The sequence below is a fragment of the Streptococcus sp. 21.1 genome (assembly GCF_016648635.1).
In the GTDB taxonomy this organism is placed as follows: Bacteria; Bacillota; Bacilli; order Lactobacillales; family Streptococcaceae; genus Streptococcus.
The window spans coordinates 98,651-115,823 of the sequence record NZ_JACLQL010000005.1; the positions used below are offsets into that span (position 1 = coordinate 98,651).

At 38.3% G+C, this 17,173-nt stretch carries 13 protein-coding genes and 2 pseudogenes; 3 read left to right on the plus strand and 12 right to left on the minus strand.

Going from position 1 to position 17,173, the window contains the following annotated elements:
- From H7U01_RS05315 to acnA, 4 genes are all read right to left on the minus strand, one after another.
- On the minus strand, positions 1-264 hold the full coding sequence (locus H7U01_RS05315; RefSeq protein ID WP_002884015.1) for a phosphocarrier protein HPr: 264 nt from the start codon (positions 262-264) through the stop codon (positions 1-3).
- Between the two features lie 261 nt (positions 265-525).
- On the minus strand, positions 526-1,701 hold the full coding sequence (gene icd / locus H7U01_RS05320; protein ID WP_037600498.1) for an NADP-dependent isocitrate dehydrogenase: 1,176 nt from the start codon (positions 1,699-1,701) through the stop codon (positions 526-528).
- Positions 1,702-1,714: 13 nt separating this feature from the next.
- Positions 1,715-2,839 carry a citrate synthase gene (locus H7U01_RS05325; RefSeq protein ID WP_037600495.1) on the minus strand — a complete coding sequence of 375 codons (1,125 nt, stop codon included), beginning with the start codon at positions 2,837-2,839 and terminating at the stop codon, positions 1,715-1,717.
- Between the two features lies 1 nt (position 2,840).
- The gene (gene acnA / locus H7U01_RS05330) at positions 2,841-5,504 is read right to left on the minus strand and encodes an aconitate hydratase AcnA (RefSeq protein ID WP_201041241.1); all 2,664 of its coding nucleotides are present in this window, start codon (positions 5,502-5,504) and stop codon (positions 2,841-2,843) included.
- Between the two features lie 333 nt (positions 5,505-5,837).
- Between acnA and nrdH the strand changes: the two genes are divergently transcribed.
- The 3 genes from nrdH to nrdF all read left to right on the plus strand — a co-directional run bounded on the left by nrdH (position 5,838) and on the right by nrdF (position 9,429).
- Complete coding sequence (gene nrdH, locus H7U01_RS05335; RefSeq protein WP_004182714.1) at positions 5,838-6,062, plus strand: glutaredoxin-like protein NrdH; 225 nt, start codon at positions 5,838-5,840, stop codon at positions 6,060-6,062.
- 90 nt (positions 6,063-6,152) lie between these two features.
- On the plus strand, positions 6,153-8,312 hold the full coding sequence (gene nrdE / locus H7U01_RS05340; RefSeq protein ID WP_002890676.1) for a class 1b ribonucleoside-diphosphate reductase subunit alpha: 2,160 nt from the start codon (positions 6,153-6,155) through the stop codon (positions 8,310-8,312).
- Between the two features lie 157 nt (positions 8,313-8,469).
- Positions 8,470-9,429: a class 1b ribonucleoside-diphosphate reductase subunit beta gene (nrdF, locus tag H7U01_RS05345; protein WP_002890675.1), complete on the plus strand. Its 960-nt coding sequence runs from the start codon at positions 8,470-8,472 to the stop codon at positions 9,427-9,429.
- A gap of 91 nt (positions 9,430-9,520) precedes the next feature.
- Here nrdF and ileS read toward each other — a convergent pair whose 3' ends face one another.
- The 8 genes and pseudogenes from ileS to ftsZ all read right to left on the minus strand — a co-directional run.
- A complete protein-coding gene (gene ileS / locus H7U01_RS05350; protein ID WP_201041242.1) occupies positions 9,521-12,319 on the minus strand; it encodes an isoleucine--tRNA ligase in 2,799 nt (932 codons plus the stop codon).
- A gap of 245 nt (positions 12,320-12,564) precedes the next feature.
- Positions 12,565-13,440 (minus strand): DivIVA domain-containing protein, encoded by an 876-nt coding sequence (locus H7U01_RS05355; protein ID WP_037600939.1) that lies wholly within the window; start codon positions 13,438-13,440, stop codon positions 12,565-12,567.
- A 52-nt stretch (positions 13,441-13,492) separates the two neighbouring features.
- Complete coding sequence (locus tag H7U01_RS05360; RefSeq protein ID WP_037600486.1) at positions 13,493-14,296, minus strand: RNA-binding protein; 804 nt, start codon at positions 14,294-14,296, stop codon at positions 13,493-13,495.
- Complete coding sequence (locus tag H7U01_RS05365) at positions 14,296-14,553, minus strand: YggT family protein (RefSeq protein WP_002890670.1); 258 nt, start codon at positions 14,551-14,553, stop codon at positions 14,296-14,298. Before H7U01_RS05365 ends, H7U01_RS05360 begins: the two co-directional genes overlap by 1 nt.
- A 3-nt stretch (positions 14,554-14,556) precedes the next feature.
- On the minus strand, positions 14,557-15,156 hold the full coding sequence (locus H7U01_RS05370) for a cell division protein SepF (RefSeq protein ID WP_201041243.1): 600 nt from the start codon (positions 15,154-15,156) through the stop codon (positions 14,557-14,559).
- Between the two features lie 4 nt (positions 15,157-15,160).
- Positions 15,161-15,844, minus strand: coding sequence for a YggS family pyridoxal phosphate-dependent enzyme (locus H7U01_RS05375; protein WP_037600483.1), 684 nt, complete (start codon positions 15,842-15,844; stop codon positions 15,161-15,163).
- A 2-nt stretch (positions 15,845-15,846) separates the two neighbouring features.
- A pseudogene (locus H7U01_RS10070) lies at positions 15,847-16,005 on the minus strand (cell division protein FtsZ); the annotation flags it as partial.
- Positions 16,006-16,079: 74 nt separating this feature from the next.
- A pseudogene (ftsZ, locus tag H7U01_RS05380) lies at positions 16,080-17,169 on the minus strand (cell division protein FtsZ); the annotation flags it as partial.
- Positions 17,170-17,173 lie beyond the last annotated feature (4 nt).

Consider the following 17,173-nt stretch of genomic DNA (forward strand, 5'->3'; position numbering starts at 1 on the left):
TTATGCCAATCCTTCTTTTGTCATTGTTTCTGCGATTGCTGCGATTGCATCATCAGCATCAGCACCTTCTGCAGAGATAGTTACGTCAGCACCTTGACCAACACCAAGGCTCATAACACCCATGATTGATTTAAGGTTAACTGCTTTACCTTTGTAGTCAAGAGTGATATCTGAAGCAAATTTGCTAGCTGTTTGAACAAGCAAAGTAGCTGGACGTGCGTGGATACCTGTTTCTGCAACAATGTGGAAATCTTTAGAAGCCATAATGGATTCTCCTTCTTAGTTTGGAATATTTGAGTTATCAATGATAACCCTTACAATTTAGAATTATAACATAGCTAATTGAGATTATCAAGGTTAAAACGTACTTTCTACAAGTTTTTCGAAAGCTTGTCTCTCATTTTACTGCTCATTTTCATTTTTCAAAACATAAGCAAATACTAGTCTCTAGTTATTTACAACATTTTCAGAAAATTTCTTTCATGGTGTTTTCAATCGTTAATTTTCATTTTCGAGCAAAAACAATCACATAATTGAAAGAATTTGATTGCTAAAGGCACTCGTTGAATAAGCTTGTTTCCCAAATGCCAAGTCAGCTGTAAAGATATCAGCTTTAAATGTCTTTTCAATAGCACTTGTAATCAGTTGAGCTGCCTCAGTCCAACCAATATAATCTAGAAGCATGCAGCCAGATAATAGAACTGAGCAAGGATTAGCCTTATCTTGATCCGCGATATCCGGAGCTGTTCCATGTGTTGCTTCAAAAATAGCATGACCTGTTTGATAGTTAATATTGGCTCCAGGGGAGATGCCGATACCACCAACTTGTGCAGCTAAGGCGTCACTGGCATAATCACCATTCAAGTTGGTTAAGGCAACAACATCAAATTTTTCTGGATTTAAAAGAATCTGTTGTAGAAAGTTATCCGCGATTATATCATTAATCTCTAAACGACCAGCCAGCAATTCTTCTTTATATTCTTCCTGAGCCACTTCATAACCCCATTTACGGAAGCCACCTTCTGTAAATTTTTGAATATTTCCCTTATGAACCAAGGTCACTTTTTTTAGATTGTTCTTGAGAGCATAGTCAATAGCCGAGCGAATGAGACGTTTACTTCCTTCTATTGAAATCGGCTTGATTCCGATACTACTTGATTCTGGGAAGCGAATTTTACTAACATTCATTTCTGTCTGGAGAAACTCAATCACGCGCTTAACATCTGCTGTTCCCGCTTCCCATTCAATTCCCGCATAAATATCTTCAGTATTTTCACGAAAAATAGTAATATTCGTTTTTTCTGGTTCCTTAAGCGGACTTGCTACTCCTTCAAAGTAACGAACCGGTCTAACACAAGCGTAGAGATCAAGTTCTTGACGTAAAGCTACATTTAAAGAACGAATCCCTCCACCTACTGGCGTCTCAAGCGGACCCTTAATAGCAACTAAACTTTCTCGAATAGTTTCCAATGTTTTTTTCGGCAACCATTCTCCTGTTTTATCATAAGCCTTCTTACCAGCTAGGAGCTCTTGCCACTCAATATGACGCTTCCCTTCATAGGCTACTTCTACTGCTTTATCAAAGATTGCTTGGGCATTCTTCCAGATATCATGTCCAACACCATCCCCTTCAATAAAAGGGATAATTGGACTATCAGAAACTTGAAGCTGTCCATTTGTCATTACGATTTTTTCTGCCATATAGCTTTCCTCCCTAACGTTTTTCTAAAGGAATATAGGTCATATTTTCTTGTCCAATATACTGTGAGCGAGGACGAATCAATTTGTTATTTTTTTGCTGCTCTTGAATATGAGCAATCCAGCCGGCGACACGACTCATTGCAAAGATAAGTGTGAAGATATCGCTGTCAATTCCTAGAGTATGGTATACGGTGGCTGAATAGAAGTCTACATTGGGAATTAATCCCTTCTTATCTTTCATGAACTCTTCAATTTCTTGAGACATATTAAAGAATTCTTCATTCTCGGTACCCTCTGTCAACTTTTTGGCCATATCTCTTAAGAAAATTTCACGAGGATCCTGTTTCTTGTATACACGGTGCCCAAATCCCATGATTTTCTCTTTAGAGTCAAGTTTTTCCTGCAAGTAAGCATAAACATCACCTGATTCGCGGATTTCTTTAAGCATATCAAAGACGCGTTCATTAGCCCCACCATGCAGGGGACCTTTTAGAGCACCAATAGCTGTTGTAACACAAGAATAAATATCTGTCAGAGTCGAAGCACAAACACGCGCTGCAAAAGTTGAAGCATTCAACTCATGATCAGCATGTAGAATTAAGGCCTTATTCATAGCCTCAACTTCAATTTCAGAAGGTTCAACACCATTCAGCATGTAAAGAAAATTAGCAGCAAAACCTAAGTCTTCTCTTGGTTTGAGGGGCATTTTACCAGTGCGTAAGCGTGCAAAAGTCGTAATAATTGTTGGCAATTTAGCCATCAATTCAATACTTTGCTGATAAACGGCTTCCATGGATCTCTCCTCAGCATCCACATTGTATACCCCAAGAAGTGAAACTGTTGAACGTAAAACACTCATTGGGTGCAAATGTGGACGAGATTGGATAAGAATGCATTGTTCTACAGCATCTGAAATGTCATAGTTCTTACGCAACTCAGCTTCAAAATACTTGAGTTCCATTTGCGTAGGAAGATGACCATTCCATAAGAGATAAATCACTTCCTCAAAAGACGCTTTATTTTCCATAAACTCGGAAATATCATATCCTGCATAGGATAAATGATCATCAATAATAGATGAAATCCTAGTATTACAGGCAATCATATCCTTAAGTCCATTAGTTTCAACTGTTGTCATATTAGGCTCCCTTCAATTTTTTTCTTACAACCATTGGCAAGATACCACCATTTTTATAGTAGCGAATATCAGCATCTGCATCGAAGCGTACCAAGGCTTTAAAGGTTTTGGTTTGTTCAGGTGTTGAAGCTGTAACAGTGATAACATCATGGACACCTGGATTTTCTGAAAGATCAAAGCTAAAGGTCTCATGTCCTGTCAATCCAAGACTTTCAGCATTTTCCCCTTCCATAAATTGTACCGGTAAAATTCCCATCATAACTAGATTTGAACGGTGAATACGCTCAAAACTCTCAGCAAGCACTACTTTTACACCAAGGAGATTTGCACCTTTAGCCGCCCAGTCACGACTAGAGCCCATACCATAATCCTTACCAGCAATTACAAGCGTATCTTGATTTGCTTCTTTATATTTCATAGCAGCATCATATATAGGTAGAATATCACCATCATATTTAGTATATCCACCAATTTTTCCATCTGCTAGCTCATTCTTGATACGAATATTAGCAAAAGTTCCTCGCATCATGACTTCGTGATTTCCACGACGGCTACCATAAGAATTAAATTCTTGATAATCAACACCATTCTCAGTCAAATAACGAGCTGCTGGGCTATTTCTGGCAATATTACCCGCTGGAGAAATATGGTCTGTTGTAACCGTATCTCCAAATTTAGCCAAAACCTTCAAATCATTCAATGGTTTAATACTCAAATCATCTCCTAAAGCATCAAAGTAAGGTGGGTTTTGAATATAGGTAGAGTTTTGATTCCATTTATAATTTTGACTTTGTTCAGTAGGAATGGCATTCCACTTCTCGCTATCAGAAAAGACACTGGCATATTCATCTTGGAAGAGTTGACGGGTGACGTATTTATCAACATAAGTCTCAATGTCATCACGAGATGGCATAATCTCCTCTAAATAAACAGCTTGACCATTGTCGTCAAAGCCTAGAGGTTCAGTTGTCAAATCAATATTCGTGTTACCAGCCAAGGCATAAGCAACAACCAATGGTGGACTAGCCAAGAAATTCGCTTTAACAAGTGGATTAATACGCCCTTCAAAATTACGATTTCCTGACAATACAGCACTCGCTAAGAGATCATTGTCTACAATAGCCTTAGCCACTTCAGGACGTAAATCTCCTGAGTTACCAATACAAGTTGTGCAACCATAACCTACCAAGTTAAAGCCAAGCTTATCTAGATAGGTTTGCAAGCCTGAAGCTTTGAGATAACCTGTAACGACTTTAGATCCAGGCGCCAAAGAGGTCTTGACTGTTGGAGATACTTTTAATCCTTTCTCAACCGCTTTTTTGGCTAAAAGACCGGCTGCCATAAGAACGTAAGGATTTGAGGTATTGGTACATGATGTGATTGCTGCAATGGCAACATGACCCGTTTGAATTGTTTCTGAATGATCCTCAAAATCAACTTTTGCAGTTTTTGCTAACTCTTCATTATCTAAACCGAAACCACGGACACCTGCTTCACGTACCACTGCATCTTGAAATTCTTGCTTAGCATCAGATAAGAGAATCAAATCTTGTGGACGTTTAGGACCTGAGATAGAAGGTTTAATAGATGACAAATCGACTTCAACAATCTTAGTATACTTGGCTTCTTTACTTGGATCATAGAAAAGATGATTGGCTTTTGTATAGGCTTCAGTGACTTGGATATGTTCCTCATCACGATTAGTTAAACGCATGTAGTTAAGAGTCTCGTCATCAATAGGAAAATAACCACAAGTCGCACCATATTCCGGTGCCATATTAGCGACAGTAGCACGGTCAGCTAGAGATAAACTCTTCAAGCCAGGTCCAAAGTACTCAACAAATTTACCAACCACATTTTCAGAACGAAGCACCTGAGTAATCTTGAGAGCCAAATCTGTTGCTGTGGCAATTTTAGGCAGCTCTCCTGTCAGATGTACACCAATAACCTCTGGAATTGGGAAATAAGATGCTTCACCTAGCATCGCTGCTTCAGCTTCAATTCCGCCAACACCCCAACCAAGAACGCCAATACCATTAATCATAGTCGTATGACTATCTGTACCAAACATAGAGTCAGGATATAGGAGTCCATCATTTTCAATAATGACATCACTCAAAAATTCAATATTAACCTGATGAATAATACCTGTTGCTGGTGGAACAGCACGGTAATTTTCAAAAGACTGTTCGGCCCACTTAAGAAACTCATAGCGCTCGTTATTACGTTTAAACTCTAGATTGATATTATCTTCAAGAGCAGTATCACATCCATATGAATCAACTTGGACAGAGTGGTCGATGACCAAATCTACTGGAATCTCGGGATTAATAAATTCGGCTTTACCACCATTAGCCACTATAGCATCACGCATGGAAGCTAAATCAACAACAACAGGAACCCCTGTAAAATCCTGTAAGATAACACGACTTGGTTTAAAAGGTACTTCAGAAATTGTTGGAAAATTCGGAAATTTTATTAGATCAGAAATGTGAGATTCCTTAACATCGACACCATCTTTTTTTCGAAGGAGACTTTCAAGTAGTATTCGAATGCTATAAGGTAGTTCTCCGACCTTAACATCATGAGATTTTGCTGCTTTTTCGAGATCATAGAAAGAGAATGTTTTACCATTTACAGTTAGATTTGAACAGTATTCTTGCATACTTGAACCTCCATTAGTTAAAAATTTCCTTTATTCTACACTGTTATTTTTGAAAAAACAAATAGAATCGGCATTTTGATGTTATATTACATAACATTTGTGGTGAGATATTTCTTTTTTAGCCATTTTCATAAACAAATTCTATTTAATTTAGAGAACTTAAAAAAGCCTTTGAAACACAAGATATAGGGTTGTGTTTCAATACTAAACACAAAATATTGTATTTCCTTAAGATATTTAGCTTGATTTTTCCCAATATTTTGGGTATTCTATTAGAGTTGAAAAAGTGGCTCTCTTGGCCACTTAAAATCTTTTTATAAAGGAGTATTTGCAATGGCAAAGATTACATTGTTTTCTAAAAACAACTGCATGCAGTGTAAAATGACTAAAAAATTCTTGGAAAAGGAAGGTGCTGATTTCGAAGAAATCAACATTGATGAACAACCAGAAAAAATCGATTACGTAAAAAGTCTTGGTTTCACTGCTGCTCCAGTTATTGAAGCAGGCGATATCGTCTTTTCAGGTTTTCAACCGACTAAACTTAAAGAAATCCTTTAATTATCAAGTTTTTAAATAGAAAGGAACTTGTTTGCTTAGTTTAATATTTTAACCTTAATATACTATTAAACTGAGCCTGGTATCTGTATTATGTCTTTAAAAAATCTTGGCGATGTCTCATACTTCCGCCTCAACAACGAAATTAACCGTCCTGTTAACGGTCAAATTCCTTTGCATAAGGACAAAGAAGCACTTCGTGCCTTCTTCCTTGAAAACGTTAAGCCAAATTCAATGGCATTCAACAGCATCACAGATAAAATTAATTATTTGATTGAGAACGATTATATCGAGTCTGAATTCATCGGTAAATACGAACCTGCTTTCATCGAAAAGTTGTCTGCAGAAATTCATTCTCAAAAATTCCGCTTCCAATCTTTCATGGCAGCCTACAAGTTCTACCAACAATATGCCCTCAAAACAAACGATGGCGAGTCTTACCTCGAAAGTATTGAAGATCGCGTTCTTTTCAACGCCCTTTACTTTGCTGATGGTGATGAAAACCTAGCTAGCGACCTAGCTAACGAAATGATTCACCAACGTTACCAGCCTGCTACTCCTTCATTTCTAAATGCTGGACGTAGCCGTCGTGGTGAACTCGTGTCATGTTTCCTTATTCAAGTAACGGATGACATGAATTCTATCGGACGTTCTATCAACTCGGCCCTCCAGTTATCACGTATTGGTGGTGGGGTAGGTATTAGCCTATCTAACCTACGTGAAGCTGGTGCTCCTATCAAAGGTTATGCTGGGGCAGCCTCTGGTGTCGTACCTGTTATGAAGCTTTTCGAAGATAGCTTCTCTTACTCAAACCAACTTGGCCAACGTCAAGGTGCTGGTGTTGTTTACCTGGATGTTTTCCACCCAGATATCCTTGCCTTCCTTTCTACTAAGAAAGAGAATGCTGATGAAAAGGTGCGTGTTAAGACACTGTCACTTGGTGTTACAGTTCCAGATAAATTCTACGAGTTGGCACGTAATAATGAAGATATGTACCTCTTCAGCCCATACTCAGTCGAAAAAGAGTATGGTAAACCATATAACTACATTGATATTACAGCTATGTATGATGAGTTGGTTGCCAATCCCAATATTACAAAAACCAAGATTAATGCACGTGAGCTAGAAACTGAAATTTCTAAACTCCAACAAGAATCGGGTTATCCATATATTGTCAATGTTGATACAGCCAATCGACACAACCCAATTGATGGTAAGATCGTCATGTCCAACCTCTGTTCTGAAATTCTCCAAGTTCAAACACCAAGTGAACTTAACGATGCACAAGAGTTTGTCAAACTCGGTACAGATATTTCATGTAACCTTGGATCAACTAATATCCTTAACATGATGACATCTCCTGACTTTGGACGTTCGATTAAGGCTATGACACGTGCACTTACCTTTGTTACAGATAGTTCAAGTATTGATGCTGTACCATCCATCAAAAATGGTAACCAACAAGCTCATACCTTTGGTTTAGGAGCTATGGGGCTTCACTCTTACCTTGCTAAACACCATATCGAGTATGGTAGCCCCGAATCTGTTGAATTCACTAATATCTACTTCATGCTTATGAACTACTGGACTTTGGTTGAATCTAACAATATTGCCCGCGAACGTCAAGAAACCTTTGTCGGTTTTGAAAAATCAAAATATGCTGATGGTTCTTACTTTGATAAATACGTTACAGGTCAATACGTTCCTAAATCTGACCGTATCAAAGAACTTTTCGATGGTCACTTCATCCCACAAGCCAAAGATTGGGAAGAACTACGTGAACTCGTTAAGAAAGATGGACTCTACCATCAAAACCGTTTGGCTGTTGCACCAAATGGCTCAATCTCTTATATTAATGACTGTTCTGCTTCTATCCATCCAATCACACAACGTATTGAAGAACGTCAAGAAAAGAAAATCGGAAAAATTTACTATCCGGCCAACGGACTTTCAACAGACACAATTCCTTTCTACACTTCAGCCTACGACATGGACATGCGTAAAGTTATCGACGTCTATGCCGCTGCGACTGAACACGTTGATCAAGGTTTGTCATTAACCCTATTCTTGCGTAGTGAGTTACCAAAAGAAATTTACGAATGGAAAACAGAAAATAAACAAACAACTCGTGACCTTTCTATCCTTCGTAACTACGCCTTTAACAAAGGAATTAAATCAATCTACTACATCCGTACTTATACAGATGATGGGGAAGAGGTTGGTTCTAACCAATGTGAAAGCTGTGTCATTTAAGATAGTGATTTAACGATAGCAACTTCACTACTCTTATTTACAAAATGCATTAAAAGGTCGGTTCGCCGACTTTTTTAATAGATCAACTCAAAAAACTATATCATGATTTTGAATTATGATAAAATAGTAACGATATCAATAAAGAAAGAGGTTTCTAATGGAAACTTACTACAAAGCCATTAACTGGAATGAAATCGAAGATGCGATTGATAAATCTACCTGGGAAAAATTGACCGAGCAATTTTGGCTAGATACACGTATCCCACTTTCAAATGACCTTGATGACTGGCGTAAACTTTCCGCTGAAGAAAAAGATTTGGTTGGAAAAGTTTTCGGTGGTTTAACATTGCTAGATACCATGCAATCTCAAACGGGTGTTGAAGCCATTCGTGCAGACGTCCGTACACCTCATGAAGAAGCTGTATTGAACAACATTCAGTTCATGGAGTCTGTTCACGCCAAATCTTACTCTTCAATCTTCTCAACTTTGAATACTAAATCTGAAATTGAAGAAATTTTCGAGTGGACTAACAGTAACAAATACCTCCAAACCAAGGCGAAAATCATTAACGATATCTATGAAAATGGAACGCCTCTTCAGAAAAAGGTTGCTTCAACATATCTTGAAACTTTCCTTTTCTATTCAGGGTTCTTCACTCCACTCTATTATCTTGGTAATAACAAGCTAGCTAACGTCGCTGAAATTATCAAGCTCATTATCCGTGACGAATCTGTTCACGGAACCTATATTGGCTATAAATTCCAACTTGGATTCAACGAATTGCCTGAAGAAGAGCAAGAAAGTTTCCGTGAATGGATGTATGATCTCCTCTATCAATTGTATGAAAATGAAGAGCTCTACACTAAATCTCTTTATGACGGTGTTGGATGGACTGAGGAAGTTATGACTTTCCTTCGTTACAATGCCAACAAGGCTCTTATGAACCTGGGACAAGATCCACTCTTCCCAGATAGTGCGAACGATGTTAACCCAATCGTTATGAATGGTATTTCTACAGGAACATCTAACCACGACTTCTTCTCTCAAGTTGGTAATGGTTACCTTCTAGGAACTGTCGAAGCCATGCAAGACGATGATTATAACTACGGACTATAATAAAAAACTAGCTTAGCTAGTTTTTTATTGTGTTCAATACTATATTCGAAAAACAAATAGAAAAAAGAGTTCACGGTGAACTCTTTTTATTTTATTTTGCTTTTACTTCAAAACCTTCTGCTACACCTTCAGCAAAGTTTTCTTCAACAATGCTAGCACAGTGATCACAGATAGTCGCGTTGTAGCTACGTTCTTTAGTAGTTGGATCGATACGACGACAACGGTCACAGACATCACCTGTAGCACGTTCTACTGTGAATGCCACGCCTTCAAAGCTTACAGCAGATTCAGGTGCTTCTCCTTCAGCAATAGTCAATGCTGAAACAATCAAAAGTTGAGCAAGGTTAGTGTTCAAACCTTCAATAAGTTCTTTGACTTCATCATCAGGATAGATAGTCAAATGAGCTTCAAGCGATTTACCAATAACTTTTTCATTACGAGCTTCTTCCAAAGCTTTTTGAGCTTGGCCACGGAAATCCATGAAGGCATTCCATCTTTCAAGAAGTGCATCTTGGCCCACAAAATATTCTGCTTCTGGCAACTCTGACAATTGAACATAGTCTTCTGTTTCAAATTCAAGATATGACCAAATTTCTTCTGCAGTATGAGGAAGGATTGGAGTCAAGAGTTTTGTAATCTTAACAAGAATATCGTAGAAGACTGTTTGCATTTGACGACGTTCAAGTGATTCCGCACTCTCAATATAAACCACATCTTTGGCAAAATCAAGATAGAATGCAGACAACTCAACGTTAATAAAGTTAACCAAGGCTTTGTAGATAGTCAAGAACTCAAAGTTTGCATAGGCATCACGAATAATCTTAACTAATTGGTTAAATCGAATAGTCATGTACTGATCTACAGAACGCAAGTCTTCAAAGGCTACTGCATCAGTTGTTGGATTGAAGTCAGAAGTATTGGCAATCAAGAAACGGAGTGTGTTACGAATCTTACGATAAGATTCTGATACTTGACTAAGGATATCCATTGAGATACGAACGTCATTAGTTGTATCAACACTTGTTACCCAAAGACGAAGAATTTCAGCACCAAATTGTTTCTCAACATCACTAGGAGCAATTGTGTTACCGAGCGATTTAGACATCTTCTCACCCTTACCATCAAGCGCAAAACCTTGAGACAAGAGTTGCTTATATGGTGCAACACCATTATTGGCAACAGATGTAATAAGAGATGAATTAAACCATCCACGGTATTGGTCTGAACCTTCGAGATAGAGGTCAGCTGGATAAGTTAACTCAGGACGGTTAACAACAACACCGTTCCATGATGAGCCTGAGTCAAACCATACGTCCATAATGTCAGTTTCTTTAGTAAACTCGCCGTTTGGTGAGCCAGGATGTGTAAAACCTTCTGGAAGAAGATCTTTGGCATCACGTTCCCACCAAATAACTGAACCGTGTTCTTCGAAAAGTTTAGCCACATGTTCGATAGTTTCTTCAGTCATGATTGGTGTTTTATCTTCAGCATAGAAGATTGGGAGTGGCACACCCCAAGCACGCTGACGAGAGATTACCCAGTCACCACGGTCACGAATCATGTTGTAGAGACGAACTTTACCCCACTCAGAATGGAATTTAACTTTTTCAATCTCATCCAGAATCTCTTGACGGAATTTAGAAACAGATGCAAACCACTGTGGTACTGCACGCCAGATGATTGGTTTCTTCGTACGCCAGTCGAATGGGTATGAGTGTGAGATTTCTTCTTTGGCAAGGAGTAAATCGCCGAGTTTTTCCATAACAATTGGAGCCACTTTATCGTAGAACTGACCTTCAAAATCAGGTCCAGCATTTCCCATCATGATACCACGCTCATTAACGGTTACGGCAACTTCAAGACCATTAGCAATACCTACGTTATAGTCATCCTCACCAAAACCAGGAGCCGTATGGACGATACCTGTACCTGAATCTGTAGTAACGTGGTCACCAAGAATAACAAGCTCATCAACTTCTGTATCCCATGGGTGTTCAGTCACAATTTTATTTAATTCTTCACCACGGTATGATTGAAGTACTTCCACATCTGTCCAACCGAATTTCTCAGAAAGACTATTAAGTAATTCAGAAGCAACAACAAATTTGCGGTCTTCTCCGGCAGGTTTTACGAGAACGTATTCGATATCAGCACCAACAGTCAATCCACGTGAAGCTGTTACTGTAAATGGTGTTGTTGTCCAAACTACGATATATGTATCTGTGTCTAGTACTCCTTTACCATCCTTAACCTTATTGGCATAGTAAAGTGAAGTTGAAACCAAATCATGGTACTCAATTTCTGCTTCAGCAAGCGCTGATTCTGATGACCATGACCAATAAACTGGTTTTGCACCTTGATAGATGTAACCTTTTTTAGCCATCTCACCAAAGACACGAATCTGAGCTGCTTCATAATCTGGTGTCAAAGTAACATATGGGTTATCCCAATCAGCCGAAACACCAAGACGTTTGAAATCTTCACGTTGTTTGTCAACTTGTGAAAGTGCATAATCGCGACACATCTTAAGATATTCAGCACGATTAAGTTCTTTACGTTTCACACCTTGTTTTGCCAACACTTGTTCAATTGGAAGACCATGCGTATCCCAACCAGGCACGTAAGGAGCATAGAAACCAGACATTGATTTTGAACGCACAATGATATCCTTAGAAATTTTATTCATCGCATGACCAACGTGAATATTACCATTGGCATAAGGAGGACCATCATGAAGAGTGAAGTGAGGTTTACCTTGGTTCAACTCTTGACGACATTGATACATCTTAGCTTCTTCCCACTCTTTTTGCCAGATTGGTTCTTTGTTAGGAAGTCCAGCTCGCATTGGAAAGGCTGTCTTACCTAGATTTAAGGTTTCTTTGAGTTTCATTATATCTCCTCTTTAATTTAATTTACTAAATAAAAAGAGCCTTCATCAAAAAGGACGAAAGCTCGTGGTACCACCTTAATTCAGAGCAAAAGAATTTGCTCCCTCATATGTCCGTAAGGAGGACCATCCTTCTAACTTACTTATTTCAGTTAGAATGCTTGAAAATGATAACTATCCAAATAGGGAATGTGGGACTCACACCATCTCCCACTCGCTGTTAATATACTTGGTAAGTTGTATTTTTCTTATTCGCTAATATTCAATTTAAACGTTTGTGTTTCGTTTAGATTAATTTCACCTGTTGTCTCAGGTTGCAAATCAAAATCTTCATCTACTGGTGCTGAAGTTGGGAAATCTGCCACTTCACTCTCGAAAGTGTCTGGAATACCAAAATCAACTGGAGTTGAAACAACTTCGTTTGTTTCATCAACTTCTGGACTAGAGAAATCTTCAACTTGCTTATTACTTTCAGCAACGCGACGTTGAAGTTCAGCCATTTCATCAGGAGTGAATTGACGAGTTGCATCAAATGAAGCTGCATCATTTGAATCAGGTACATGCTCATCCAAAACTTTTTCAACAACTTCTTTAAAGGCAGCATCTGAATTTTGAAGATAAATAGCTGTTGGTTGCAACAATTCACCCCATTCTGGAGCACTTGCTAAGCTAAGCTGACCTTCAACTGCAGCCAATAGGCGTTGGTGGAAGACACGACTTTGACGTTTAAGTTCTTCTGTTTCGATGGCAACACGTTTGGCTTCATCTGTTGCATCACGAAGAATTTCAGATGCCTTAGATTTAGCTTCTTCAACCAAATGAGTAGCATTGAAGTTAGCCTTATTAATTAAGTTAGCTGATTCGTCAGCCGCTGAAGCTTTAACTTTTTCTGCTGTTTCTTGAGCCAAAATAACTGATTGACTCAATGATTCTTTCATTTCATCAAAATAAGCCAATTTTTCTTCAAGCTCTTTTACACGAGCAGCAAGTTCACGATTGTCACGAACTAAATCTTCATAATCGTCTACAATAATATCAAGAAATTCATCAACTTCTTGCTCATTATATCCACGAAATTTAGTTGTAAACTGTTTATCTTTAATATCAAGTGCTGTAATAGCCATTACAGGCCTCCTTTATTTTTCATTACCATATTTAATGGTTTAAATTAAATAACTACTTTTTTCTCCGTCTTAACAGACTTTCAATAACGATTTTAGCTTTTCCGGACTTTGAAAATCCGTCTTGTTGAGCTAGTCGAAATCGACCATAACCTCTAACCGAAATCATATCACCAATAATAACCGCCTGATCAGCCTTCTCAACTTGTCTATAATTTAATTTTACTTTTCCTGAAGCAATAAGTTTTAAGGCGTTAGAACGAGATAAGTTTAATACCGTCGCCAACACATTATCAAGACGCATACTGGAAAGTAAGACAAAAGTTTTTGAATACTTTTCTTGATTTGAAATCCAATCGTCTTTACTTACTTCTTTTAGAGTAACCGAAACATTACCAATCTTAGTAATAGTCATTATCGCATAACTTGCTAAATGAGAAGCAATGTAAAATTGAACGCGTCCTTCTTCATCAAGAATAATATCTCCAAATACTTGACGATCAAGACCAAGCTGATTAATCAGCGCTCCCAAAACTTTTGGGTGTGTCAATTTATTGAACTGTCTCGCATATGAGATTTCTAATCGTTTAATTTCAAAGTCATCTTCTTCAAGCTCGTAATATTCGGGAGCAAGTATCACTCTTCCATACTCTTCAGATTCAAGAGTTGAACTCACAAAAAATTTTAAATTGTAATAACGAGCCAACTCTTCAACAATCTGAATTTCACGAGGATTCAAGAAATCAGTTAAGTAAGGACTGTACCTCTCATCAACTAAATGACAAAATCCCCTAACCTTCTCTAGAAAAGGCCGTTCATCTAACGAGTAATGCTGTTCAATTTTTTTAATATCTGACATCAGAGTAGAATAAATCTAAGAATTCTAAGTGAAAAGTTTAGTAGAAGTACAATTACGATTATTGAAAAATCAATACCAGCAAAAGCTAAATTCAGGCGACGAAATGGTGCGAGAATCGGTTGAACAATTTGTCTAATGATTCTTCCAAGGCTAGTATCATAAGCTCCTGGAAACCAAGATAACAAAGCATAGACTACAAGAAGAATCTCTATCACGTTAACAACACGTGCCCAAATAACATAAAGTAATACAGACATCACTTAACGTCTCTTCATATCGAAGTCGAAATTAGCTTCTTGGTTGCCGTGAGACAAACCAATCTCTTCAATGTCTACTACGACATTAATTGGCGTAAGCAAATACATTGAAGAGCCAACTTTTTGCAAGTTGCCTGTAAGTACCTTGCTAGCACCATCAATAAAGTCAAGACAACGACGAGCTTGCGCTTCCAACATATATTGAAAATCGATTAAAACACATTCATTTTCAATCAATAGTTCTACAATTTCCTGAGCATCTTCATACTTTTTAGGATATTTAATTGCAATTGTTGTTTTAGTTGTATTCATTTGTTGTGGTCCCTGATTTGCTTGTGAACGACTCAGAGGTAAACTACGAAGGACTTGAGTTTCCTGTAAGTCTGAATTAACATGTTGGCGACGAGGAGGGACTGTTGCCTGAGAACGCTCAGGTTGACGTTGCTGACGAGGAGGTGGTGTCTGCACAGGTCTCTGTGCTTTTACTGGACGTGCTTTTACTGGACGTGCTTTAGCCTCTTCTTTAGCAGCATCTTCATAATCTGTTACTTCGTCGGTATCAAAATATGAAACAATTTTATCAATTGCGTCTTTTAATGCCATAAGGTTATTCTCCGTTCTCTTTAAAGAATGCACTGCCTATTCTGACAAAGGTTGATCCATTCTGAATAGCCATGTCATAGTCTCGACTCATCCCCATGCTTAACTGATCACAAGGAACATTCTTTAGTTTTTTCTCTTGAATTGATTGTCTAAGCTCATTTGTCTCAGAAAAAATCTTATCAAGTTCTTGAGCATCTGCATCAATTGGAGCCATAGTCATTAGTCCAACGATACAAATCTTATCAAGATTTTCAATTTGTTTTAGAACAGTATCAAGTTCTTCAGCTGAAAAACCATGTTTTGATTCCTCCCCTGAAACGTTAACTTGTAGGAAGCAATTAATAGTATGGTCGGCACGCTTTTGAATTTCCTCTGCTAATTTAACAGAATCCAAAGCATGAAAATAATCAACTAAATTAATAACATCCTTTACTTTACGACGTTGCAAGGTACCAATAAGGTGCCAAGTCAAATCATAATTTTTTAAAGCTTGATACTTATCTAAGAATTTATCAACGCGATTTTCAGCAATGTGCTTAATTCCCGTTTGAACCAATTCTTCAGCGACATCACTTGAAACATATTTGGTTACGGCAATAATATTGACTTCATCACTAGAGCGATTAGCCCTTTCACATGCTTCTTTTACCGCTTGATAAACATTATTTTTATTCTCTTCTATAGTCATTATTAACGATTTTTAAAGAATGGTGGTGTCTCCAATTCATCATCATCTTCAACATCACTTGAGAATGTAGACATAGTCAATTGACTATCTAGTTGACCAGTTTCAGGACGAGAAATATTATCACGTCTCAAATCCCAATTACCAAAAGCTGACTGCTCTTGTTGAGGAGCTGCCGCTGCAGGACGAACTCCTGGTTGTGGCATTGAAGGTGTTTCATTATAGTCAAAATTTGGTTGACGTTCAAATGAAGGTTGAGAGACTGGACGTTGTTCTTCTTGAACAACTTGTTGAGTAGGAGCTGATGGTTGTGAAGGAGCTGTAGTCACTTTACGTGGTTGAGCTTTGATACCAGATGCTTTTTCAGCACGATCTTGGCGAACACCAGTTGCAACAACTGTTACACGGATTTCATCTTTCAATGTATCATCGATTGATGTACCAAGCCAAATGTTAACACCATTACCAGCTGCTTGGCCAACAATTTCAGAAGCTTCTTCTGCTTCCGTAAGCGTCATATCAAGACCACCAGTTACGTTAACGATAACATCTTCTGCACCATCAATAGTAGTTTCAAGAAGTGGTGAATAGATGGCTTTGCGTGCAGCTTCAACAATACGTTCTTCACCAGACCCAATACCGATACCCATAAGTGCATTACCTTTATTGGCCATAACTGTTTTCACATCGGCAAAGTCGAGGTTAATCAAACCTGGGTTAGTGATAAGGTCTGTAATACCTTGGACCCCTTGACGAAGAACATTATCTGCTTCACTAAGAGCTTCAAGAAGAGGTGTTTTCTTATCAACGATTTCAAGAAGGTTATTGTTAGAGATAATAAGAAGGGTATCAACTTGCTCACGCAACTCTTGAATCCCTTCGACAGCAAAGGCACCACGTTTGTTACCTTCAAATCCAAATGGACGTGTCACAACTGCAACTGTCAATGCACCCAAACTTTTCGCAATACGTGCAATAACTGGTGCTGCCCCTGTACCAGAGCCACCACCCATACCAGCAGTGATAAAGACCATATCAGCTCCTGTAAGTGCTTCTGTAAGTGTTTCTTCACTTTCTTCAGCTGCCTTACGACCAACTTCAGGTTGACCTCCGGCACCTAGGCCACGAGTCAATTTAGGACCCAATTGGATTACTGTTTCTGCTTTAGAAGAACTGAGTGCTTGAATATCAGTATTAGCTGCAATAAATTCAACACCAGCAAGACCTTCTTCAATCATTCGGTTGATAGCGTTTCCGCCACCTCCACCGACACCGATAACTTTAATTACCGCACCTTGAACTGATGCGCTATCAAATGAAAAACTCATTTTA

Bases quoted from the DNA above. Each gene is read 5' to 3' on its own strand.
- H7U01_RS05315 (WP_002884015.1), bottom strand. From the start codon at position 264: ATGGCTTCTAAAGATTTCCACATTGTTGCAGAAACAGGTATCCACGCA.
- icd (WP_037600498.1), bottom strand. From the start codon at position 1,701: ATGGCAGAAAAAATCGTAATGACAAATGGACAGCTTCAAGTTTCTGAT.
- H7U01_RS05325 (WP_037600495.1), bottom strand. From the start codon at position 2,839: ATGACAACAGTTGAAACTAATGGACTTAAGGATATGATTGCCTGTAAT.
- acnA (WP_201041241.1), bottom strand. From the start codon at position 5,504: ATGCAAGAATACTGTTCAAATCTAACTGTAAATGGTAAAACATTCTCT.
- nrdH (WP_004182714.1), top strand. From the start codon at position 5,838: ATGGCAAAGATTACATTGTTTTCTAAAAACAACTGCATGCAGTGTAAA.
- nrdE (WP_002890676.1), top strand. From the start codon at position 6,153: ATGTCTTTAAAAAATCTTGGCGATGTCTCATACTTCCGCCTCAACAAC.
- nrdF (WP_002890675.1), top strand. From the start codon at position 8,470: ATGGAAACTTACTACAAAGCCATTAACTGGAATGAAATCGAAGATGCG.
- ileS (WP_201041242.1), bottom strand. From the start codon at position 12,319: ATGAAACTCAAAGAAACCTTAAATCTAGGTAAGACAGCCTTTCCAATG.
- H7U01_RS05355 (WP_037600939.1), bottom strand. From the start codon at position 13,440: ATGGCTATTACAGCACTTGATATTAAAGATAAACAGTTTACAACTAAA.
- H7U01_RS05360 (WP_037600486.1), bottom strand. From the start codon at position 14,296: ATGTCAGATATTAAAAAAATTGAACAGCATTACTCGTTAGATGAACGG.
- H7U01_RS05365 (WP_002890670.1), bottom strand. From the start codon at position 14,553: ATGTCTGTATTACTTTATGTTATTTGGGCACGTGTTGTTAACGTGATA.
- H7U01_RS05370 (WP_201041243.1), bottom strand. From the start codon at position 15,156: ATGGCATTAAAAGACGCAATTGATAAAATTGTTTCATATTTTGATACC.
- H7U01_RS05375 (WP_037600483.1), bottom strand. From the start codon at position 15,844: ATGACTATAGAAGAGAATAAAAATAATGTTTATCAAGCGGTAAAAGAA.